The organism is Bacillus sp. JJ1764, from assembly GCF_036962145.1.
Classification (GTDB): domain Bacteria; phylum Bacillota; class Bacilli; order Bacillales; family Cytobacillaceae; genus Neobacillus.
On the sequence record NZ_JBALNY010000061.1, the window covers coordinates 44876 to 66811 of the forward strand.

The 21936-nt window shown below is 38.1% G+C and carries 26 protein-coding genes; 4 read left to right on the top strand and 22 right to left on the bottom strand.

The window, feature by feature from the left end; genetic code table 11:
- Nucleotides 1-91: 91 nt before the first annotated feature.
- The 4 genes from ald to V7083_RS10490 all read right to left on the bottom strand — a co-directional run bounded on the left by ald (nt 92) and on the right by V7083_RS10490 (nt 2258).
- Nucleotides 92-1207 (bottom strand): alanine dehydrogenase, encoded by a 1116-nt coding sequence (gene ald / locus V7083_RS10475; protein WP_335477470.1) that lies wholly within the window; start codon nt 1205-1207, stop codon nt 92-94.
- Nucleotides 1208-1315: 108 nt separating this feature from the next.
- Entirely contained in the window at nt 1316-1612 is a 297-nt protein-coding gene (locus V7083_RS10480; RefSeq protein WP_438823715.1) for a hypothetical protein, read from the bottom strand.
- Nucleotides 1613-1664: 52 nt separating this feature from the next.
- Nucleotides 1665-1913, bottom strand: a complete 249-nt coding sequence (locus tag V7083_RS10485; RefSeq protein ID WP_335477472.1) for a hypothetical protein — start codon at nt 1911-1913, stop codon at nt 1665-1667.
- A 186-nt stretch (nt 1914-2099) separates the two neighbouring features.
- A complete protein-coding gene (locus V7083_RS10490; RefSeq protein WP_335477473.1) occupies nt 2100-2258 on the bottom strand; it encodes a hypothetical protein in 159 nt (52 codons plus the stop codon).
- Between the two features lie 103 nt (nt 2259-2361).
- On the opposite strand from V7083_RS10490, the gene V7083_RS10495 reads away from it, so the two are divergent.
- Nucleotides 2362-2814: a universal stress protein gene (locus V7083_RS10495; RefSeq protein ID WP_335477474.1), complete on the top strand. Its 453-nt coding sequence runs from the start codon at nt 2362-2364 to the stop codon at nt 2812-2814.
- 120 nt (nt 2815-2934) lie between these two features.
- Nucleotides 2935-3249 carry a hypothetical protein gene (locus V7083_RS10500; protein ID WP_335477475.1) on the top strand — a complete coding sequence of 105 codons (315 nt, stop codon included), beginning with the start codon at nt 2935-2937 and terminating at the stop codon, nt 3247-3249.
- A 35-nt stretch (nt 3250-3284) separates the two neighbouring features.
- Here V7083_RS10500 and V7083_RS10505 read toward each other — a convergent pair whose 3' ends face one another.
- The 9 genes from V7083_RS10505 to sppA all read right to left on the bottom strand — a co-directional run bounded on the left by V7083_RS10505 (nt 3285) and on the right by sppA (nt 10748).
- The gene (locus tag V7083_RS10505; RefSeq protein WP_335477476.1) at nt 3285-3797 is read right to left on the bottom strand and encodes a MogA/MoaB family molybdenum cofactor biosynthesis protein; all 513 of its coding nucleotides are present in this window, start codon (nt 3795-3797) and stop codon (nt 3285-3287) included.
- Nucleotides 3794-4636, bottom strand: a complete 843-nt coding sequence (locus V7083_RS10510) for an EcsC family protein (RefSeq protein ID WP_335477477.1) — start codon at nt 4634-4636, stop codon at nt 3794-3796. The genes V7083_RS10505 and V7083_RS10510 overlap by 4 nt, the downstream gene beginning before the upstream one ends.
- A gap of 101 nt (nt 4637-4737) precedes the next feature.
- Nucleotides 4738-5928, bottom strand: a complete 1191-nt coding sequence (locus V7083_RS10515) for an acetate kinase (protein ID WP_335477478.1) — start codon at nt 5926-5928, stop codon at nt 4738-4740.
- A gap of 221 nt (nt 5929-6149) precedes the next feature.
- Nucleotides 6150-7136, bottom strand: a complete 987-nt coding sequence (locus V7083_RS10520; protein ID WP_335477479.1) for a class I SAM-dependent methyltransferase — start codon at nt 7134-7136, stop codon at nt 6150-6152.
- A gap of 85 nt (nt 7137-7221) precedes the next feature.
- A complete protein-coding gene (gene tpx / locus V7083_RS10525) occupies nt 7222-7722 on the bottom strand; it encodes a thiol peroxidase (protein ID WP_335477500.1) in 501 nt (166 codons plus the stop codon).
- 220 nt (nt 7723-7942) lie between these two features.
- Nucleotides 7943-8434, bottom strand: a complete 492-nt coding sequence (gene ytfJ, locus V7083_RS10530; RefSeq protein ID WP_335477480.1) for a GerW family sporulation protein — start codon at nt 8432-8434, stop codon at nt 7943-7945.
- Nucleotides 8435-8448: 14 nt separating this feature from the next.
- The gene (locus tag V7083_RS10535; protein ID WP_335477481.1) at nt 8449-9129 is read right to left on the bottom strand and encodes a DUF2953 domain-containing protein; all 681 of its coding nucleotides are present in this window, start codon (nt 9127-9129) and stop codon (nt 8449-8451) included.
- 80 nt (nt 9130-9209) lie between these two features.
- Complete coding sequence (locus tag V7083_RS10540) at nt 9210-9659, bottom strand: RDD family protein (protein ID WP_335477501.1); 450 nt, start codon at nt 9657-9659, stop codon at nt 9210-9212.
- An 81-nt stretch (nt 9660-9740) separates the two neighbouring features.
- Nucleotides 9741-10748 (bottom strand): signal peptide peptidase SppA, encoded by a 1008-nt coding sequence (gene sppA / locus V7083_RS10545; RefSeq protein WP_335477482.1) that lies wholly within the window; start codon nt 10746-10748, stop codon nt 9741-9743.
- Between the two features lie 163 nt (nt 10749-10911).
- Between sppA and V7083_RS10550 the strand changes: the two genes are divergently transcribed.
- On the top strand, nt 10912-11712 hold the full coding sequence (locus tag V7083_RS10550; protein WP_335477483.1) for an NAD kinase: 801 nt from the start codon (nt 10912-10914) through the stop codon (nt 11710-11712).
- Between the two features lie 24 nt (nt 11713-11736).
- Here the strand turns inward: V7083_RS10550 and rarD are convergent, their stop codons facing one another.
- From rarD to refZ, 7 genes are all read right to left on the bottom strand, one after another.
- Nucleotides 11737-12657: an EamA family transporter RarD gene (gene rarD / locus V7083_RS10555; RefSeq protein WP_335477484.1), complete on the bottom strand. Its 921-nt coding sequence runs from the start codon at nt 12655-12657 to the stop codon at nt 11737-11739.
- A gap of 126 nt (nt 12658-12783) precedes the next feature.
- Nucleotides 12784-14373 (bottom strand): acyl-CoA synthetase MbcS, encoded by a 1590-nt coding sequence (gene mbcS, locus V7083_RS10560; RefSeq protein WP_335477485.1) that lies wholly within the window; start codon nt 14371-14373, stop codon nt 12784-12786.
- A 151-nt stretch (nt 14374-14524) separates the two neighbouring features.
- The gene (locus tag V7083_RS10565) at nt 14525-14728 is read right to left on the bottom strand and encodes an alpha/beta-type small acid-soluble spore protein (protein WP_335477486.1); all 204 of its coding nucleotides are present in this window, start codon (nt 14726-14728) and stop codon (nt 14525-14527) included.
- A gap of 98 nt (nt 14729-14826) precedes the next feature.
- A complete protein-coding gene (gene thiI / locus V7083_RS10570) occupies nt 14827-16035 on the bottom strand; it encodes a tRNA uracil 4-sulfurtransferase ThiI (protein ID WP_335477487.1) in 1209 nt (402 codons plus the stop codon).
- Complete coding sequence (locus V7083_RS10575) at nt 16032-17177, bottom strand: cysteine desulfurase family protein (RefSeq protein ID WP_335477488.1); 1146 nt, start codon at nt 17175-17177, stop codon at nt 16032-16034. Before V7083_RS10575 ends, thiI begins: the two co-directional genes overlap by 4 nt.
- 103 nt (nt 17178-17280) lie before the next feature.
- Nucleotides 17281-18966 (bottom strand): septation ring formation regulator EzrA, encoded by a 1686-nt coding sequence (ezrA, locus tag V7083_RS10580; RefSeq protein WP_335477489.1) that lies wholly within the window; start codon nt 18964-18966, stop codon nt 17281-17283.
- Nucleotides 18967-19236: 270 nt separating this feature from the next.
- Complete coding sequence (gene refZ, locus V7083_RS10585) at nt 19237-19869, bottom strand: forespore capture DNA-binding protein RefZ (protein ID WP_335477490.1); 633 nt, start codon at nt 19867-19869, stop codon at nt 19237-19239.
- 155 nt (nt 19870-20024) lie between these two features.
- Between refZ and V7083_RS10590 the strand changes: the two genes are divergently transcribed.
- Nucleotides 20025-20504: a GAF domain-containing protein gene (locus V7083_RS10590; RefSeq protein ID WP_335477491.1), complete on the top strand. Its 480-nt coding sequence runs from the start codon at nt 20025-20027 to the stop codon at nt 20502-20504.
- 282 nt (nt 20505-20786) lie between these two features.
- On the opposite strand, the gene V7083_RS10595 is transcribed toward V7083_RS10590, so the two are convergent.
- Both V7083_RS10595 and rpsD read right to left on the bottom strand, forming a co-directional pair.
- The gene (locus V7083_RS10595) at nt 20787-20915 is read right to left on the bottom strand and encodes a hypothetical protein (RefSeq protein WP_335477492.1); all 129 of its coding nucleotides are present in this window, start codon (nt 20913-20915) and stop codon (nt 20787-20789) included.
- Nucleotides 20916-20992: 77 nt separating this feature from the next.
- The gene (rpsD, locus tag V7083_RS10600) at nt 20993-21595 is read right to left on the bottom strand and encodes a 30S ribosomal protein S4 (protein ID WP_335477493.1); all 603 of its coding nucleotides are present in this window, start codon (nt 21593-21595) and stop codon (nt 20993-20995) included.
- Between the last annotated feature and the right edge of the window lie 341 nt (nt 21596-21936).

Below are 21936 nucleotides of genomic sequence, written 5' to 3' on the forward strand. Positions count from 1 at the left end.
AGCGCAAATCAACAGCCACGTTTAACAGCTTTATTATTAAATGAAGGCAGCAGGGCAAAGAATTGATTTCTTGCCCTGTTGCCTTTTATTTTTAACCAAGCAACTCCCTGGTATCTTTATAATCCATTCCATGTGCCTCTGCTACTGCCTTATAGGTGACAAAGCCAGCTAGCGTATTTATTCCTTTAAGCAGTGCTTCTTGGTCCAAGCAGGCTTGACGATAACCTTTATTAGCAATTTGTAATGCATACGGTACCGTCACGTTTGTCAGAGCAATAGTAGATGTTCTTGGTACTGCCCCCGGCATGTTGGCTACAGCATAATGAACCACACCGTGCTTGATATAGGTCGGGTTATCATGAGTGGTAATTCGGTCTGTCGTTTCAAAAATACCGCCTTGGTCGATGGCGATATCCACTACCACACTTCCAGGTTTCATCGTTTTAATCATTTCCTCCGTTACAAGCTTGGGCGCCTTAGCACCCGGAATTAAAACAGCTCCAATCACCAAATCTGACTCTTTAACAGCTTCGGCGATATTGTATGGGTTTGACATCAGAGTAGTAACATCACTTCCGAAAATATCATCCAACTGTCGCAAACGATCTGGGTTTAAATCAATGATAGTAACTTTTGCTCCCAAACCAATCGCCATTTTTGCTGCATTGGTACCTGCCACGCCACCTCCAATTATCGTAACATTTCCCCTTTTAACCCCTGGAACTCCAGATAGAAGAATACCCATTCCTCCGTAAACTTTTTCTAAAAATTGTGCACCGACCTGGGCTGCCATTCTCCCAGCAACTTCACTCATCGGTGTCAACAAGGGCAAGCTGTTATTAGACAGTTGCACAGTTTCATAGGCAATTCCCACCACCTTTTTCGCAATCAACGCCTTGGTCAGTTCCGGTTCAGGAGCTAAGTGCAAATATGTAAATAAAATTAAGTCTTCACGAAAATACTGACATTCGTCAGGCAGTGGTTCTTTTACCTTCATGACCATTTCCTTGGACCAGGCTTCTTTCGCAGAGTCAACTATTTTTGCGCCAGCAGCTTGGTAGTCTTCATCGGCAAAACCAGATCCAAGACCGGCTCCTTTTTCTATATACACTTCATGTCCAAAATGTAATAGGTTTACAACCCCTGCTGGTGTCATCGCCACACGATTTTCATTATTTTTAATTTCTTTTGGCACTCCTATTTTCATTGGTTTCCCTCCAGTAAAATAATGTAAGGATCTTCATTTTATCAAAATCTTTTCTAATACCAAACTAGTGGAAAAGCCTTACCTAATCAAAGCAAGGCTTTTTATTTTTTAATAGTAGTATGGGTATCCGTAGTATGGATATGGATAAGGATATCCGTACCCATATCCATACGGTGATAATAATGCTCCCGTAGCTAAACCAGCTGCAAAAGGAAAGCCAAATCCAAAACCAAATGGTCTGCCGAAGCCAAATCCCCACGGTCTTCCGAATCCATGATGGAAGCCTCCAAAACCTCCAAAGTGTCCAAAACCGCCATGTCCAAAACCGCCAAAGCCATGATGAAGTCTTCCATCATTTAAATCATACAAATGTTGATCTACATTCAATGTAGTATTCATGGGCATTAATCCCATTTCTTGATTCATTGTTCCTCTCTCCTCCAATTATTATTATCTGTTAAATAAAGAACGGAAATCCAAATCCGAAACCAAATGGAACGCCGAAACCGAATGGAACACCAAAGCCAAACGGTCCTCCAAAGAAAGGACGCCCAAAGCCAAATGGTCCTCCAAAAAATGGACCCCCAAAACCAAAACCCCAAGGTCGGAAGCCAAATCCTCCCCATAAGCGCGATTCATCAGGGTTATAGTTTAATGTCTGGTCATAAGGCATATTTCCTGGATTCATATACATATGATTATTCATACTCTTCCTCCTCAAATGTAATACGTAACACACTTAAAGAATATGCATCCTATTAGGCAACTTCTTGGGTATATGCCCTGATAGTGAAATTTTTCTGTGTAAGTGCTTATAAAAATGGTATTTTATCAAGTTCAGAGGTCTTTAAATATGAAAGGGCAATCCATCTCCGGAAAGCCCCTTCATCCCTTAACCCTCGGTTGTAGTAAAATCAGTCTGGTCAGCCACGGCAGTGCCTTCATCGATGTATCCACTATTATAAGAATTCATGATTTGTTCGCTGATTTCACTTACTCCATTTTCATCAAAGTCAAATGTAAATTTTTTATTCGGATCCAGTTGAGTCATTCTTACATCCCCTTTCTTGGTAAGGTACTACATTATTGTTCGAAAAGTTGAAACAGTTATTCCCTCCGGTTTACTGTATAATAATGGTAAGGAGATGATAATCATGGGACTTAAATATCAAAATATTATGGTTGCCATTGATGGTTCCAAAGAAGCAGATTGGGCATTCAAAAAAGGGATAGAAGTTGCTAAAAGGAATCAAGCCAAACTATTATTGGTTCATGTCATCGATACAAGATCATTTGCATTAGTAGAAGCCTATGACACCGTTATAGGTGAAAGAGCTGAAAAACTGGCTAAAGAAATGCTAGAAAATTATCAAAAGCTGGCATTGGAAGCTGGATTACCTGAAGTACAATTCGAAATTGACTTCGGTTCACCAAAAGTTAGAATTCCAAGAGAACTGGCCAAAAAGCATGATGTTGATTTAATTATTTGCGGTGCTACAGGCATGAATGTGGTAGAAAGATTCTTCATTGGTAGTGTATCAGAGCATATTGTTAGGTACGCTCCATGTGACGTCCTTGTCGTACGTACACAAAAAGATTTAGAATAAAGTTTTAAGTACGGAGCCCTATGGGTTTCGTACTTTTTTTTGAAAACACAAAAAATATCGTGAATATTTTCACAATCTGTAGTATTATTATAATAATTACACTTTTTTAGGAGGGGTATGATGAAAGAGAATTTTTCATTTGATCATCGTCTTGGCATTTATATTCCTGACTTAATTCATGAATGGGGACAGTTTAGCAAGGATATTCAAGAAGGTATACTATTTCATTGGGAGAGAATTCGCGGTTCGATTCCTGATCGAATTAGTGAGCTTGAAGCAGAGATTAACCATAAGCAAGCAGAACTTTCAGACGAAAATGACTTCCCTCGTTCCTGTCAATTAAACACAGAAATCTCCGAACTTGCTTCCATTATTAACGATCTTTGGCTTTGGTACCGTGCAAATCAACAAATTTCAGTAAAAGTTCATCAATAAAAACTCCCTCCATTTTGAAGGGAGTTTTATTTTTCTCAAAGATCTTTTTTAATTTCACGAACAACGTGACCGATTTCCGGAAGAATCAATTTATTCATCGCCAGCTTTACCGCACCTGTAGAACCAGGTGTAGAAAAAATGGCTGTATCGTTCACTACACCTGCAATCGCTCTTGAGAGAATAGCGGCTGAACCGATATCTTCCTGATAACTAAGCATTCTAAAAATCTCTCCAAAACCGACGATTTCCTTATCAAGCAGTTCCTGTACCGTTTCAATCGTCACATCCCGCTTAGCAATTCCTGTTCCGCCATTTGTTAAGACAACATCAATATCATCTCGCTCACATGCTTTTAGGATTTCAGTTTGAATCGGGAACGTTTCATCCTTGACGATACAATAATCAACAATATGATGACCGGCGTCCTCAAGTAAGTCAATCATTAACTTCCCGCTTTTATCGGTATCAGAATTCCTTGTGTCACTTACAGTTATAATCTTGCAATTGATTGTTTTAGGAGCTGCGCTTTTATGTTCAATTGTACTCATTCAGATAACTCCTCTTTTTCTTTAAGATAGCGAAGTTGATAGTATTTATGGGCTATATTAGTGACTTTTCTTGTTAACTGATAATTGGCGCCAGCCCCGATAGCCATACTTACCAACGGGATCCCCTGAATTAATTTCTTACGAAACAAGGCGATTATAAATGCTTTTAACAATTGTTGGATTGGTTGTTCTACCCATGATATATTTGTCATTTCATCGTTTCCTACGTAAAAATAATTATGTTGGTATTGCTCTGTTTCTTTGATTAAAGCAAGCCATCCATTTTTTTGAATTTGCGGTGGCAAAGTGGCAATATGAAACACTTTTAATGAATTCATCATCTCATTAGGCGTATTGATTTCATATCCATAGGTCATGGCTATTAGTTGTACGGCTCTTATATTGATGACAGCCATAGCTGGAATATCCGTTCCAAGGAGAATTGTGCTCCCTGAGCCAGTTAAACTTCCTTGAAAAAATGAGTACAACCGATGTCTGGCCATATGCTGTTCTGCTATGTATTGTAATTGGTCTATTTCTAAATGTCGTAAGTCTTCTATTTTTTCAATATGTTGATTAAAAATTCTTCCCGAAGCCAAAATGCGTTCCTTGGCATCCATTTGCAGCTGAGAACCTTGAATCAGACTGTGTAAATGAAACAACCAAGTATCCAGCATCGTAAAAAATTGCTTTTGGACCTTGCTAGGCAATAAAGAAAATGAACGTTCTAAATATTTTTCATAAGTGAGCTGAAAGTCATTTGGTTCGTAGCTTAACAGCTTTTCTTCCCATTCACGGATTTCTTGCCATGCAGCCTTTTCTCTGGGAGTCAACGGCATTTCCACCCCTCCTCCAAGCCTTTTTTTTAGTATAACATAAAATAAATTCAGAAAATAAAAAGGCAATAGCTTTTTTTGTTAAGCTATTGCCTTTTGGTCTATTATTCTTCAGTTAAGCGAACGACGTCACGGGCAATCATAACTTCTTCGTCAGTCGGAATTACCATAACTTTTACCGGTGAATGCGGATAGTTCACGAAAGCTTCCTTGCCTCGTACTTGATTAAGGGCTGGATCCCAATAAACACCCATAAATTCTAGTCCTTTTAATACATTAGCACGAATCACATCACTATTCTCTCCGATACCTGCAGTGAAGATTATGGCATCAATGCCGTTCATGCGGGCTGCATAAGAACCAATGTATTTATGAATGCGGTTGGAGAAAATATCCAAAGCCAATTGTGCCCGATCATTTCCTTTTTTCGCTTCAATTTCAATATCGCGTAAATCACTAGAAAAACCGGACATTGCTAGCATACCGCTTTTCTTATTTAAAACGTCCAACACTTCATCAGCCGTTTTATTTGTTTTTTCCATAATATAAGGAATTAATGCCGGGTCAATATTACCTGAACGAGTACCCATTGTTACCCCTGCAAGTGGTGTAAAGCCCATGGATGTATCAATGGATTTTCCGCCTTGAATCGCAGCAATACTTGCCCCGTTCCCAAGGTGACAAGAGATGAGTCTTAATTGTTCCAATGGACGGCCTAACATCTCAGCAGCACGTTGTGAAACATATTTATGACTTGTTCCATGAAATCCATATTTACGAATACCGTATTTTTGATAGTACTCATATGGAAGGCTATATAAAAATGAGCTTTCCGGCATCGTTTGATGGAATGCTGTATCAAAAACAGCAATAGCCGGCACATTCGGAAGAGCCTGTTTAAATGCTTTAATACCAGTAATATTTGCCGGATTATGCAATGGTGCAAGATCAGATAATTCTTCGATTTCCTTAAGGACTTCGTCCGTAATAACAACGGAATCATTAAATTTTTCTCCGCCATGTACGACCCTGTGCCCTACTCCTTCAATTTCATCTAAAGATTGGATAATTCCTAATGTTGTTAATTTATCCAAAAGCATTTTAACTGCCACTTCATGATCTGGGATATCAAGAGTTTCCTTAAGTTTTTCACCATTTGCTGTAATGTTAAAAATAGAATCCTTTAAGCCTATTCTCTCGATCAGCCCTTTTGTGATGACTTCCTCACTTGGCATTTCAAATAATTGAAATTTTAATGAGGAACTTCCTGCATTGATTGCAATAATTTTCGCCACTTCTAAACGCTCCTTTTAAATAACACAATAATTTCAGAATCCTTTTAATTTGTACAGTTTTAGTTTGTACAAACCATCTTATGAATATTTCCCCAATTGTTCATTTAATCACTATGTATTTAGTTTTTCAAGACGAAAAATCACTGGTAGCGATTACATCATAAAATAATAAAATTCTGAAAAAGGATTATAAATAAAAAAAAAGGGCATCCGACTGGATGTCATCCTTTATTTTCCTGAAACCATTTTTCAATTTGTAAGAGGATTTTGTCCATCTCATTCCGGTTTGACAAACTTGGTAAGTTAACCAATAATGCCTGTTTTGGCAACTGAACCTTTTCACCTTTTTTCTGCAGTACAAGTATGCTCTTTGCGGCATTTTTATTTTTAAACATATTAATGGGGAATTGCAGCAGACCTTGAATCACAACATGTTCTTTTAAGTATTCATGCAGCTTTCCCGCTTGGTCACTTTCAAAAAGTCCATTTGGAATAATGAAAAATAAGTAGCCCCCTGGCTTTGTGTATCTAACGCCCTGTTCAATAAACAAATGATGGGAGTAAGCGTGTCCTGTATCTGCGTTTAATTCAAATTCACTAGCTCTGACGTCATTTGGGTAATAGCCAACCGGCAAATCGGCAATAACAGCATCTACTTGTTCAATAAATAAAGGTTCCAAACTGTCTTGATTAAAAAATTGAATGGGCTGTTCTTGTAAATTGGCATTAATATAGGCAAGCTTTATTAATAAGTCATCAATATCAATTCCAATTGCCTCGATGTTTCGTTGTTGCAGATGATTTAATACCGTTAATAATAAATTTCCTGTTCCGACAGCAGGGTCAAGCAAGTGGAATGATGGTTCTTTAACAAATCTTTCAACCAGGTAGGAAAGCAACATGCCAACCGAATCAGGGGTCATTTGATGATTAGGCTGAATATTTTCTTTCATTCCTTTAAGAATCACAAGTTGAAACGCCTTTCGGATATCCTCTTTTGTGAACCTTTCAAGTTGGAGACTTTCATATTGTTTTTTGAGCCTTTTCACGGTTAATTCGCTTAGTTCTTCTTGTAGAATAGACTCATGGAATATATTTTCTCCCGTTTCGGCTAAAGCCTCTAAGTAAGAAAATCCTACCTCTTCCTGCAAAGAAAGAGCGGTTTCATTAAATATGGTAAATAACTGTTCAATTGGAGTAATCGTCATTACTTCTCCTCCATATGTATGATTTTTTATTCATGAAGTAAACACAGCAAAGGCCCCGCCATGGACGAGGCCTTTAGAAATGATCTTATTTTGCATTTCTGGCAGCTTCAATTGCTGCTTCGTAGTTAGGGTGATTAGTTGCTTCACTCACATACTCAACATAAGTAACTGTATCGCTGGAATCCACTACAAACACAGCACGGGCTAGTAATCTTAGTTCTTTAATAGCAACGCCATAAGCCTCACCAAATGAAAGATCACGGTGGTCTGATAATGTTTGAACATTTTCAATACCAGCTGCGGCACACCAACGCTTTTGCGCAAACGGCAAATCCACACTTACAGTAAGTACTTTAACATTGTCTAGCTTGCTTGCCTCTTCGTTAAATCTGCGAGTTTCGGCATCACAAACTCCCGTATCAAGAGAAGGAACGGAAGCAATTAAGCGTACCTGCCCCTTTGTATGATCTAACGTTACCTCTGATAAATCATTTGCAAGGACTGTGAAATTAGGAGCCTTATCTCCAACCTTTACCTCATTCCCAAGTAAAGTCACAGGACCTCCCTTAAACGTAACACTTGCCATTCTAACATCCTCCTTTGTCGGTATTATCAAAGTCGGCACAGATTCCATCAAATGAACCGGATAACTTTGAATATGTACAGTGTAAATATATCCTGTCAGAATTAGTTTTGCAATTATTAAGCCCTGTACAATGCTCATTCTTTTCGTTAATTCCCCCCATAAAGAAAACTCGCCTTATGGCGAGCCTGAGGCCTGTATAAGCACTTTGTGCAAAATATGGTTATTCTTTCACATCGATATTTAAATCATCCTTGGACTTATGGGAATCAGAACCATTTTGTTGTTTAGTTTCATCTCTTCTGGAGAACATTTGCTGAATTTTATCTACAGCCTGTGGTGCAAGCTCCAAAATTTTCTCATATAAATGAGTGCTTTCATCCAGGTGAAGCATCTTAACTCCTTGTGAGTTGACAATTAAGAAGGCAATTGGAGTAATGGAAACCCCGGCACCGCTACCACCGCCAAACGGCAGCTTCGAGTCGCCCTGATTTTGACCTTGGCCCTGTCCTTGTCCAGGGCTTTGGCTCTGTGACCCTCCCATTTTAAACTCACTGCCACCTGCAGCAAATCCAAATCCCACCTTTGAAACTGTCAAGATAACACTTCCATCGGGGGTTTCAACAGGATCTCCAATGATTGTATTGACATCAATCATTTCCTTTAAGCTTTCCATTGCAGTTGTCATTAATCCTTGAATTGGGTGATCAGACATAGCAGAATCCTCCTCTATGAAATGGATTTGATTTTTTCATTTGAAAAATTTGCATTGTTCTTGGAGCGCTTTTTTTCGCCTCTCCAAAATTTAATTAGTTTTAATCCTGCTAAAATAGCATGCCCGATTCGAAATTGAAACATACATTTTAACTGAGTCTGAATCACCGCTGCTTGAAAATGCGGTGTAATAGATAATTGTGGCATCACAGTTAGATTTAAAAATTTACTGAGAAGCCCGACAATACCTCCTTTTGCTGCCCATAATGCTCCAACTGCAATCCCTGTGTGAGCAGCATCCCCCACTCCAATGAACGTTTCCCATTCTAGCTGTTTAATCATAACTTTCTTAAAAAGTTTTTTAATAATTAAATTTAAATTAAAAATGCGATCAAGCAACTCATGAGTTCGTTGCCAATAACCCGTAACTTCCTTTTTTGAAATTTGCTGTACCTTTTCATCGTCCTTATTCAAATTGGAATCACTTTTGACAACGATACTGGGGGAATCATCATCAATTTTTATTAATGGTATGTTCTTTTTGTACTTAATTAACCCAAACCAAATGCGAAATTCAATCGTTAAGTTGTCGTTATCATTATAATGCTGGTAATGAATGAGTACCGTTAATTTAGTAAGGACCATCACTAAAACTAGTAAGACAAATGCAAGCAGGGTAATAAGCAGCCAAACCAACTCGTTCACAACCTTTCAACGTGCTAGTATTTCCCCAACCCAAAAAAATAAACCTATCAACAATGTTGATAGGCGAAAAATTATCGTTCGGTATGAACCACAGTTGTATCGGTAAACAAATCATGCAGCCCTTGCTTTTTAGGTAAGAATGCCACGATCAGATACCCTAAGATGATGGTGGCAGAAATGAATCTGCCAATCCATTCCCGAAAAATAATGGTTCCCCATGATAATGTATCTTGGTTGACTCCAATAACTTTTAAACCAAAGACCATTTTTCCAAGGGTTTGTCGGAAGAACTTAGTCATTAAAACAAAATACAAATAAAAAATTACGGCTGATACGATGGTAACTGGTGCAAATAGGCTGTGTTCCGATAAAGACAGACCTAGTCCTCTAAAGATTGGATTCATCACAATTCTTTCAATACTGCCCACCACGACCAGATCTAACAGATACGCCCAAAAACGCATCCAAAAGCCAGCATAGTGTATAGGTAGTTTAGCATCGACACCGTTATGAAAAGGAATCTCTTCCTGTTCCACATCATTCTTCAACAATGGTTCGTTGACATAATCTTGGTAATCATTCGAATTCAATGAGAAACACCTCTATTCAGCATAAAGATACATGAGACGCGGAGAATTGGGCTTCGATAAAATTTTCATCAATCCTGCGGTTTCCGCTTGATCTCCCAACCACTGTTTTGCCTGATTTTTGAATAGAGATCCAAAGCCAAGATTATCTGTATACCGAATCACTTTTGCACCCTTTAATTTTTCATTTTTTTTCATTTCATTTATAACATCATCCAAATATCCAAAACCATCAATCAGTTTTAATTCAAGTGCCTGCCTACCATCATATATTCTTCCATCAGCAATTTTTTTCACATCAGCGGTAGACATATGGCGCCCATCGGAAATTACTTTGACAAATCCCTCATACGAATTATCAATCATTCGTTGCAGAATTTGCCTTTCTTCATCCGTCATCTCACGCGTCGGACTCATAATATCTTTATATTTGCCACTTTTGACCGTAACAAAATTGACTCCATACTTATCTGCCAATCCTTTATAATTAATCCCTTCCATAATGACCCCAAGACTCCCAGTTAACGTTTCCGGGCTGGCATAAATCTTCTTGGCGGCTGTCGAAATATAATAGCCTCCTGATGCGGCCATCGAACCCATAGAAATATAAACCGGCTTTTTCGTATCCTTTTGAATCTTAGCTAATTTAGCATGGATCTCTGCACTTTCTACTACACCTCCGCCAGGGGAATTGACTCTAATAATGATCCCCTTTATCGTGTCATCTTCTTTAATATGATTCAGCTTTTTTAGAAAATCCTGATGATTGTAGCCTGTAGCCTGTAAAAGGGATCCCGCCGAATCTCCAGTATCCTGAATCACTCCATCCACATCAAGAAGAGCAATTTTCTTAAAATCATTTCCTTCTTTGACGACCTCTTCTGTAAAAGAATCATCATCCATAAAACGGCTGAAATTTGTTTCTACTCCTTTATAGGCCGATGCTGATAAAACATTGATCAACACCGAAGCAACAAATAATACTGATGCAATCCCTAAAGCAGCCCATCTTTTTCCACTCATATGTATTCCCCCCAATAAACTTTGTCAGAAAGTCATGCTCCCTCCTATCATATTCTTTCAAAAAAATGCTAAACTAATTTGAGACTATGTTCATTTTATCAAGTTTTATTTACTTATGGGAATAATTGATATATTTTACATAAAATATCAGGAGGACCGATGAATGAGCGAGAGAAAAAACATTTTTTATTATCACAAGCGTAACGAAGAGGTTCTTGCCAAAGCAGCGCCGCTTTTTGAGGCAACAGAGAGATTTGGGTTTACGATCGTCGATGACTACAAAAATGCCAATATTATCGCAAGCATTGGAGATGATGGTACGTTCCTTCAAGCTGTACGTGCAACCGGCTTTCGTGAAGATTGTCTCTATATGGGCATATCAACAAAAGATAATTTAAATATGTACTGTGATTTCAGAATCGGTGAAACCTCTAGAATGATTGATGCTATGCTTACAGATCAATTGAAGGTACGACGTTATCCGTTGCTTGAAGTTTTTGTAAGTGGGCAAGGAACATATAATTGTTTAAACGAATTTAGCATCCGTTCCTCGATTATTAAAACACTGGTTATTGATGTTTTCCTTGATCAATTGCATTTTGAAACTTTCCGTGGAGATGGTTTAATTGTAGCAACGCCAACCGGTAGTACCGCCTATAACAAATCAGTTAATGGTGCCATTGTCGACCCACTGATTTCTTGTATGCAAGTAAGTGAAGTTGCCTCCATTAATAATAATCGCTATCGTACACTCGGGTCCTCTTTTATTGTTGGAAAAGAAAGAGCGTTAACGTTAAAAATCTTAACAGAAGAAAATGATTATCCAACAATGGGCATGGATAATGAGGCATTAAGCATCCGCCATGTTGATAAAATCCAAATTAAAATAAGTGATATAAAATTAAAGACACTGAAATTAAAGGACAACTCCTTCTGGGAAAAGGTTAAGCGAACGTTTCTATAAAAAAGGGCTGGCGAGAATGCCTCGTCAGCCTTGAATTGATTTTTCCTTTATTCTTTTGCTAGAGAGTAAATTTGTTTTGGATAAAGAATAAATCGTTAATGCAGTCCAGATAAAAATAAATGATAAAAGCTGCACTTTTGAAAAATGCTCTTTATACATAAATATTCCTAATATTAAGGTTAAGGTTGGTGCAATGTATTGGAGAAACCCTAACAATGATAGAGGAATCTTTTGTGCTCCCTTTGCAAAATATAGAAGAGGCACTGCTGTTGCAACTCCGGCCCCGATTAATAAAAGATTAGTTCCGGCACTGGCAGTTAAAAATGAGCTATTCCCTTTGAACAATAGAATGACCAAATAAATGGCAGCAATGGGTGTTACCGTTAGCGTTTCTAATGTAAGCCCTACTGAAGAGTCGACATTAATCATTTTCTTGGCTAAACCGTAAAGTCCAAAGGAAAGAGCCAAAATAATCGCCACCCAAGGGAATTGTCCATGGGAGAAGGTAATAATGAGTACACCTGTAGCAGCTAAACCAAAGGAAATATATTGATAGAAGGATAACTTCTCCTTTAAAACAATCATGCCCAATAAAATGCTGACCAGCGGATTAATATAATAGCCCAAACTTGTTTCGATCATATGACCGTTATTGACAGCCCAAATATAGGTGTACCAATTGATACTGATCAGTAAGGACGCACTAATAAGTGCATACATCTGTTTTTTATTTTGTGCAAAGCCTTTCCATGTCTTTATAAACAGTCCCCATTTTTTGGTGAACAACAGAATGATAAGCATGAAAATAAAGGACCATAAGACTCGATTCGCGAGAATTTCCTTTGCATTTACCCCATGTAGAAGTTTCCAATAAATAGGCAGAAGCCCCCATAGAAAATAAGAAAATCCGGCGTAAATAACCCCCTGTTTTGTATTACTATTCATTATATTTCTATCCCCTATTCTTTCTAGTATCGAAATAATATTATAACGTGATTTTCGAAAAATAGGGTAATTATTTTAAAAATAAAACAGGCAATCAATTTTACAATCGATTGCCTGTTTGTCCTATTATGATTTTTTTATCGCTTCAAATTCTTTTTGTCTCAGTTCTATTCTGCGGATTTTACCTGATGTGGTTTTTGGCAGTTCCTCAACATATTCGATCTTTCTTGGATATTTGTATGGGGCAGTTAGTTCTTTTACATGCTCCTGTAATGTTTTCGTTATTTCCGCCGTATCACTTGGAGATACTCCCTCTCTTAAAACAACAAATGCCTTTACTATATATCCGCGAATTTCATCAGGGCTTGCTACTACCGCGCATTCTTTTACAAATGGGTGTTTCACCAAAGCATCTTCGACTTCAAAAGGCCCAATTGTATAACCGGAACTGATAATAATATCATCACCGCGCCCTTCAAACCAGAAATAGCCATCTTCATCCATTTTAGCTTTATCTCCCGTTACATAATAATCGCCGCGGAATTGCATAGCTGTTCTTTCCGGGTCTTTATAATAATTTTTGAATAATGCCGGTGTCTCGACATGAACCGCAATATCTCCTACCTCGCCATCAGCACATACCTGACCCATATCATTAATAATTTCGACTCGATTGCCAGGTGTTGGTTTCCCCATTGATCCCGGTTTTAATTCCATTCCTTTCGTAACGCCGACCAACAATGTGTTTTCCGTTTGTCCATAGCCATCACGAACATCCACATGGAAATTTTTCCTAAATATATCGATGACTTCACGATTTAATGGTTCTCCTGCCGACACTGCACTATGAAGTTTTGGCAATTGGTAGTCTGCTAAATTGTTAACTTTTGCCATCAATCGATACTCTGTCGGTGTGCAGCATAGAACATTGATCTGGTATTTCTCAAGGAGGGATAAATATTTTTGCGGATCAAATTTTCCATTATAGATCAAACCGGTTGCACCTGAGCCAAGCACTGATAAAAACGGACTCCAAATCCATTTTTGCCAACCCGGGGCTGCTGTGGCCCAAACGGTATCTCTCTCTTCAATACAAAGCCACTTTGCTGCGGCAGTGCGCAGATGAGCAAAGGCCCAGCCATGTGTATGGACTACACCTTTTGGATTTCCTGTAGTCCCGGAAGTATAGGATAAAAAGGCCATATCATCACGAAGTGTGTCTGCAAGGGTCAGGACTTCTGATGCGCTCTGCATTTCAGCATCCAACTGAACCCAACCTTCCTTTTCAGCTCCGACGACAAATTTCACTAATGGTTGCGTTTCCTTTAAATTCGTGAATTGCCCCGTAAATGGATGATAACTGACAACTGCTTTCACATCACCATGAGAGATTCTGTACTGCAGATCTTTTTCCCGTAACATTTCCGAACTTGGAATGACTACCATGCCTGCTTTTAAAGCTGCTAAATAGACGACGTAGGCTTCAATTAAACGCGGAATAATGACAAGAACGACATCACCTTTAGATAGACCATTTTGTGCAAAGACATTGCCAGCTTTGTTCACTTGCTTTAACAGCTCTTCGTATGTAATTTCCTCTGTGTCGCCAGACTCATTTTCCCATTTTAATGCCACTTTCCCCTGAACTTTAGCAAATTTCTCTACCTCGGAAACTAAATTATAATGTTCCGGTGCAATCAAATCTTCCCGTTTCATCCTAATCCCCCTCTTTGAAAAATTTTCATCCCCATGATTATTATACAAAATTATTTAAAAATTTAAAATTATTATCCAATTAAAAATTTATTTCTATACAAAAAGAGAGTGGGAAGATCCCACTCTCTGTAGCCATCGTATTGATTTTTAATTATCGAGCGAACCCGCCTAATTGTGATTCAGCCATTGATACTAGGCGCTTAGTGATTTCTCCACCAACAGATCCGTTAGCGCGAGAAGTAGTATCAGCACCAAGATTTACACCAAATTCTTGAGCAATTTCATACTTCATTTGGTTAAGAGCTTCTTGAACTCCTGGTACTAAAAGTTGATTAGAGTTGTTGTTTCTAGCCATCTATACTCACCTCCTTGTGAGTATAGATTGTGTAGAACCAGCAAACTTCATTCTATTTAAAAACTGGTAATTATTCACATAAAATTCAAAAATAACAATTAAAATAATTCTTGAAACTCTTCAATTTTCTCTTTATATGGTTTGATGAAGACCGTTTCTGTTTCCTGAACTGCTTCTCGAATCAACGGTTCAAAATCATAATAGCTTTCATACTGATTTACTTTTTCCCGTTTTGGCTTTGTTTTAGGTGAAGCTGGTACAAACACTGTACAACAATCTTCAAATGGGCGATTTGAAATTTCTAAGGTATCTATTTCACTCGCGATTTTAATAATATCGGTTTTGTCCATCGAAATCAAGGGGCGCAAAATGGGTGTGTTAGTTACTTCATTAATGGCAAACATACTTTCAAGAGTTTGGCTAGCAACCTGCCCCAAACTTTCCCCGGTAATAATGGCTAGCCCTTCATTAATATTTCTGATTTCATCCGTGATTCTTAGCATCATTCTTCTAGTAGAAGTCATCGTATAATTTTCCGGTACTTGTTCACGTATTGCTTGCTGCACATCAGTGAAAGGCACAATATGCAGCTTAATGGAACTTCCATAAATTTCTGCCAGCTTTCCTGCAAGGTCAATTACTTTCTCTTTTGACCGTTCACTTGTAAATGGTGGACTGAAAAAGTGGACTGCCTCTATTTCCAATCCGCGCTTCATAGATAGGTATCCAGCAACAGGACTATCAATACCACCAGAAAGCATCAGCATTGCTTTTCCACTTGATCCAAGTGGTAAGCCTCCTGCTCCTTTAATTGTCTCACAAGATAAATAGACAGCTTCTTTTCTAACTTCAGCCCGAAGATTAATATCTGGATTTCTGACATCCACCTTTAATCCAGGAATATTAAATAATAAATGTCCGCCAATAGCATGATTGAGCTCATTTGTATCTAATTCAAAGGTTTTATCTGATCTCTTGGCCGTCACTTTAAAGGTTTTCCCCTCCTCGAAGAGAGCTTTAACAAGATCAAGTGAAGCCTGTTTAATGACATCCATATCTTTTTTTATCTTTACTGCCGGACTGAACGATTGAATACCAAAAATATGTTTTAATTTCTCAATGATTTCTATCCCATTTTCACCGTTTAAAATTACATACATCCGATCATGGCTTGCCTCAATTTTAATATTCGTATAGTTTCTTAAAGCAATGCGAACGCTTTTTCTAAGCTTTTCCACAAATTTACCACGATTTCTTCCTTTAGTTGAAATCTCTCCATATCGGATTAAAATACGATCATAATTCATGATTTCATTACCTCTCCTAATTGTTTTACCGTTCTCTCAATTTCTTTGATGACAGTTTTTGCTTCTTCTTCCGTATTGTCATAGGATAGGCTGAGTCTTATCGCACTTTCCGCTAACGATTCCGGAACACCCATTGCCAAAAGTGTGTTGCTCGGAGATTTCTTTTTAGAAGAGCAAGCACTTGTCGTCGAGACAAAGATTTCTTTTTGCTCAAGGGCATGGATAAACACTTCAGACTTAATTCCCTGGAGTGAAAAATTTAATATATGGGGTGCTGAGTTTTCTTGAGGAGTATTCATAATGATACCCTCGATCTTCTCTAACTCCGTTCTCAACAGCTGTTTCATGGCTTCGAGTCTCTTTAATCCCGTTTCTCTTTTCTGTAGGGTTAGGCGCAGCGCTTTGGCTAACGCAACCGCCCCGGCAACATTTTCCGTGCCACTGCGGATTTTCCTTTCTTGATTCCCTCCTGAAAATAACGGAGTAAGGTGAACTCCGTCTCGGATAAACAGGGCACCTGTACCTTTTAGTCCATGAAATTTATGTCCGGAAATCGAGTAAAAATCAATCCTGCTGTCATACAAATCAAGGTGCACCTTGCCCACTCCTTGGACCGCATCCACATGAAATAAAATCGACGGGTGCATTTTTAACATCTCACCGATTTCTTTAATCGGTTGGACGGACCCAACTTCATTATTAACCTGCATAATTGACACTAATATCGTATCTTTGCGAATAGCTTTCTCTATATCCTTAACGGAAACCCTGCCATCCTTATCGACGGGGATCAAGGTAATGTCAAATCCTTCTTGCTCCAGTTGTTCCATCGATTCTCGAACGGCCGGATGTTCAATGCTAGATGTGATTAAATGCTTGCCTTTATTACGACTTCTTCTGGCAGCTCCTTTTATAGCGATATTATTGCCTTCTGTCCCGCCAGAAGTAAAATAAATTTCGGTTGATTTTACTCCCAATAGTTGAGACACTTGCTCCCTTGCCTGAGATAACAGCTTTTCGGCCTTTCCGCCAAAACTGTGCAACGATGACGGGTTGCCAAAGTAATCATAGGAAACGGTTAGATAGGAGTCCAATACCTCTTTATATGGTTTTGTTGTTGCACTATTATCAAAATAAATCATAGGATCACCTTTCTAGAGTTAAACCTCTTTGCCGAAATAAATCTTACCACAAAGAGCGGATTTTAAAAAGAAATGAAAAAAACCGACATTCATCGGTTTTCCACTAATCGGCTATTGACGTTTTAATTTTTTTGAGAGCTTCGGGGTCAATTCCCTCTAAGGTTGCTGCTGCTTGTTCTAGGGCCTCTTGATAATCATATCGTCTAAATGCCTGTTCTGCTTCCAAAAGACCTTTCGCAACAGATGGATATTGTGTGCGATAACGGTTTCCATATTGAATGGCTTTTTCGGCCAAGGTAACATTTTCAATCAGCTCAATGGTGGCATTTACCAGTTTTTCAACGGTTAACTCTGCAATTTCCAAATACTGATTTAATGCCGAAATATTGAGTGGCTTTTCTTCGAGCTGGAGCCAAACATTCTGAATGCTGTCATTTGTATCTTCAACTAAATAACTATAGTCACCTGGTAATCCCGGAACATTGCTTTTAGTGACAAGACGAACAGTTTCTTTCATCTTCTGCGCTAATTCACGCACCTTTTCCCGCGCTTCTAGTTCATCTTTCCGCAATGTCTGCAGCTTAAGCGCAAAGGAGTGCTGCCCATCCCTGATCACATCTAGTTGCTCTTTAATTCCAATCAGCTCTTCACTGATTAAAGATTGAGCTGTATTATTTAGTTTTATTTTTTCATTTAGGATATCATAGCGTTTTTCAATCGTTGCTAGCTCCGTTTGCAAGCTTCTTAGTTCTTCCAAGTCATGATCCGACAAATGATAGGTTGACTGTATATCGTGCACCTCAGCTGCCAAATGTTTATTTTCTTCTTCGGCATCTGATAGAAGATTCCCAGTCAGATTTCCATTTTTAATGATAAAATGCTTGGCATGAACTTCCTTTTCCAATAAATCAAACAATACATCAATTCTCTGTTTAACCTCAGTAATGCCTTCTTCTGCTTCCTTGATGTCTAATTTTTCTATCAAGGCTATATTTTCCGCAACCTTTTCCTCTAGGTTTTTCGTTTCCTTTTCAACGTTAACATGCTCTAAATAGTAATTCTGCTCGTTCATTTCTCGGAAACCCGCCAGCACCTCTGAAATCTGATTAGGCAACAACGACTGGCATTCAATTAAAAACTGAGGAATCACACTCATGTTATACTTAATGTCACCTAATTTACTGTGAATGCTTAGAACCACTTCTCGGGCTTCAAGATAATTGCCCTGTTCCGTTTTTTCCTCATAATCCTGGAATTTTTGAGTGACTTCGTCAAGGGCTTTCTCCAGACCCTTTTCAGCGTTTCCGAAGCTGTGACGGTGAGCCAGCAATGTTTTCTTAGATTCCCGATAAATTTCCTTTAACTCATCGATCTCAAGACGGTTTTTCTCTTCACTGCCAACCAGTTCATGAAGTTCTTCTAATATAGTATTAATTTGGTTTTCTATTCCCTGTAACTGTTCAGATATCTGATTTTGGACTTCCTTCGCCTTTTTAAAGCGATACTTGTCAATGTACTCCTCAGCATCAAACAGCATATCTTCTAAGCTTGGGAGCTTCACAGCAACTACATCATCCCACTGGTTTCGCCAATGCTCGAAAAGTTCCTCAGTTTGCCCGGTCATGTTTAACTGTTTCACTTTCGACATTTCATCGGGAATTGGCCGACTATTTAAATCAATTTTCCAAGACTCTAATCGATCCATTTCCCTAAAATACTTCTTCTTTATAAAAAATCCAAATACAAATAAGGCCAGTAAGAGGATAAAAACCCCAATGACATATTGCATGTTAAAGCCCCCTATTCCCAACAATCATCTATATAATATTTCGAATGGTTCAATTCATTGCCTTTATGATAACATGTAAACGACATTTTTTGACTAGTAATTTCAATTTTTTTGTAAAAGAAAATCAAAAAACCGCGACTTAGTAAAAAAAATGAAGAATAGTTCAATTTTAACCAAAAAAAGGGAATAATCATAATAAAAAGCACTAAACGGTAGAGGAAATTTTTTCCTCATCGTAAGTGCCTGTAGATTATTATATTTTGGAAAATTTTATTTGTATAATACTTCCTTTTTAAAATCAACCTGTCCGCAAAGATTTTTTTCAACCCACTGGTACAGATCCTTCAAATATTTTTGCTCGAAAAATTTCTCGTTTGGAAAAACATATAAAACCTCTCGGAGGTAATGTGTATTTATAAATGGCATCATCAATAGTCCTTTTAATTGGATAATTAAATAAGGAATAGAATGTGGAAGAAACTCATTCCATTCAAAGCCGCGTTCAAAGACCTGCTGAAGATAATACTTTTCCTTTACAGAATATGTCGCCATAATTTCCCTGACCATTTGAGAATCCATCGACATTTCACGATACACAAAGCTGGCCAGTTGACTGTTTTCACAATGAAAATGATGCAAATCAGCAATAATTTTTTTTAAACAAGTCTTGGCCCCTTTTTCAATGGATTGAAAGCCATTTTCAATTTTTTGAATATATTGCTCAAAAAAATACGTATAGCAAAATTCAAGCAACCCTGCTTTATTATCAAAATAGTAGGAAATAGTGGCGCTATTGACCTTGGCTGCCTTGGCAATATCCCTGATAGAAGTCCCATTATATCCTTTTGAATTAAATAAGAGAATAGCCGCCTTTACAATCTCTTCCTTTGAATTTCGCTTCATCAGTTCTCCCCCTTTAGAACGCCAAATTTCCCATTACAAAAGTATTCTTTGCCAGACTGGCGGATTCCTTTATGAAAATATCGACAAAGTCTGCTTATTTTCTTTGATTTCTGATAAAATAGAAGAAAGTTATTAAAGAAAAAAGGTGAAATAGAATGTTTAACGTCGAAACATACAAGGGCGATCGTGAAGAAAACTATCAATTAGTCATTAAGCAACTGCACGCCCTGCTCCTTGGCGAAAAGAATCAGATTGCGAATTTAAGTAATGCTTCCGCCCTTTTAAATCAATTCTTAGATCGGATTAACTGGGTCGGTTTTTATTTAATGGAAGAAAATGAATTAGTTTTGGGGCCGTTTCAGGGACTTCCAGCCTGTGTACGAATCCCGTTAGGCAGAGGAGTTTGCGGGACTGCAGCTTTGAAGCGTGAAACATTCCGTGTTGAAGATGTTCACCAATTTCCTGGTCACATCGCCTGTGACGCCGCTTCACGCTCAGAAATTGTCATTCCTTTAGTGAAAGAAGGACAATTATTAGGGGTCTTAGATATCGATTCGCCTGAAACTAACCGTTTTGACGAACTGGATCAAGAAAAATTGGAAGAATTAGTTGCAGCATTGGTGCAGTATTTATAAGAGAAGGAATGTTTGATGTCTTTCATCTATAGGATGAAGGACATTTTTTGTATTGTTATTTAGCTGTATGTCTTTCATAAGCCGGTTGAAAAACAATTTATCTCTATTTTTGCTTTGATTTGTCTTTCATAAGTCGGTTGAAAGACAATTTATCTCTATTCATGGCGTGATTTGTCTTTCATAAGCCGGTTGAAGAACAATTCATCTCTATTTTTGCTGTGATTTGTCTTTCACGAGCCGGTTGAAAAACATTTTATCTCTATCCTTACTCTAATTTGTCTTTCACGAGCCGGTTGAAAGCCATTTTTCCCAGCTTCTTGCTCTAATTTGTCTCTCATACACCGTTACTTCTTTTTTGGGTACATAGAACCCCTCCATTTTCCCTTTTCCCTCGTGTAGCCGCTTTTTCATGAATGTAGCACCCCTACGTACCAAACTCAACAAAAAACCCCCAAACCAATAAAGGTAAGGGGGTTTCTTTATTAAAATTAACGAGAGTAGAACTCAACGATAAGAGTTTCGTTAATTTCAGCTGGCAATTCTGAACGCTCCGGTAAGCGAGTGAAAGTACCTTCTAATTTGTCAGCATCGAAAGTTAAATAATCAGGAACGAAGTTATTTACTTCGATTGCTTCTTTGATGACATCAAGGTTGCGTGATTTTTCACGAAGGCTGATTGTTTGGCCAGGAGCTACACGATATGATGGAATATCCACGCGAGAACCATTAACTAAAATGTGGCCATGGTTTACTAATTGGCGAGCTGCACGACGAGTGCGAGCAAGGCCTAAACGGTAAACAAGGTTATCAAGGCGAGTTTCAAGAAGAATCATGAAGTTTTCACCATGAACGCCGCTCATTTTACCTGCTTTTACGAATAGATTACGGAATTGACGCTCAGTAACACCGTACATATGACGAAGTTTTTGCTTTTCTTGTAATTGCAATCCGTATTCAGAAAGCTTTTTGCGTTGGTTTGGACCATGTTGTCCAGGAGCGTAAGGACGCTTTTCTAATTCTTTACCAGTGCCGCTTAGAGAAATTCCAAGACGACGAGAAATTTTCCAGGTTGATCCTGTATAACGAGCCATGAGTGACTCCTCCTTGTGTGTTTTTATTTGGGTAAAATAAAAACCGTTATGAAATAACAATAATAGTCATTTTGTTTTCATGCACCATCGCCCTAGCAGCAGAGGGTTACTCGATGCACCATCAAAAGATTCCTTCTTTCGAGGAACAAAATGAGCCTAGTAAGGATTTTCATATAGGCTGCAATATTTTACACAAAGAGTATTATATAATTTTCATCCTGCAAAAGTCAAGTATATTTCTTATTAAATGGGTTATATACCGATTTCTTATCAAATATATAAATTATTCAAAAATAACTTACCAAAACACTCCAATTTTATCTATAATTAGGGTATGATGT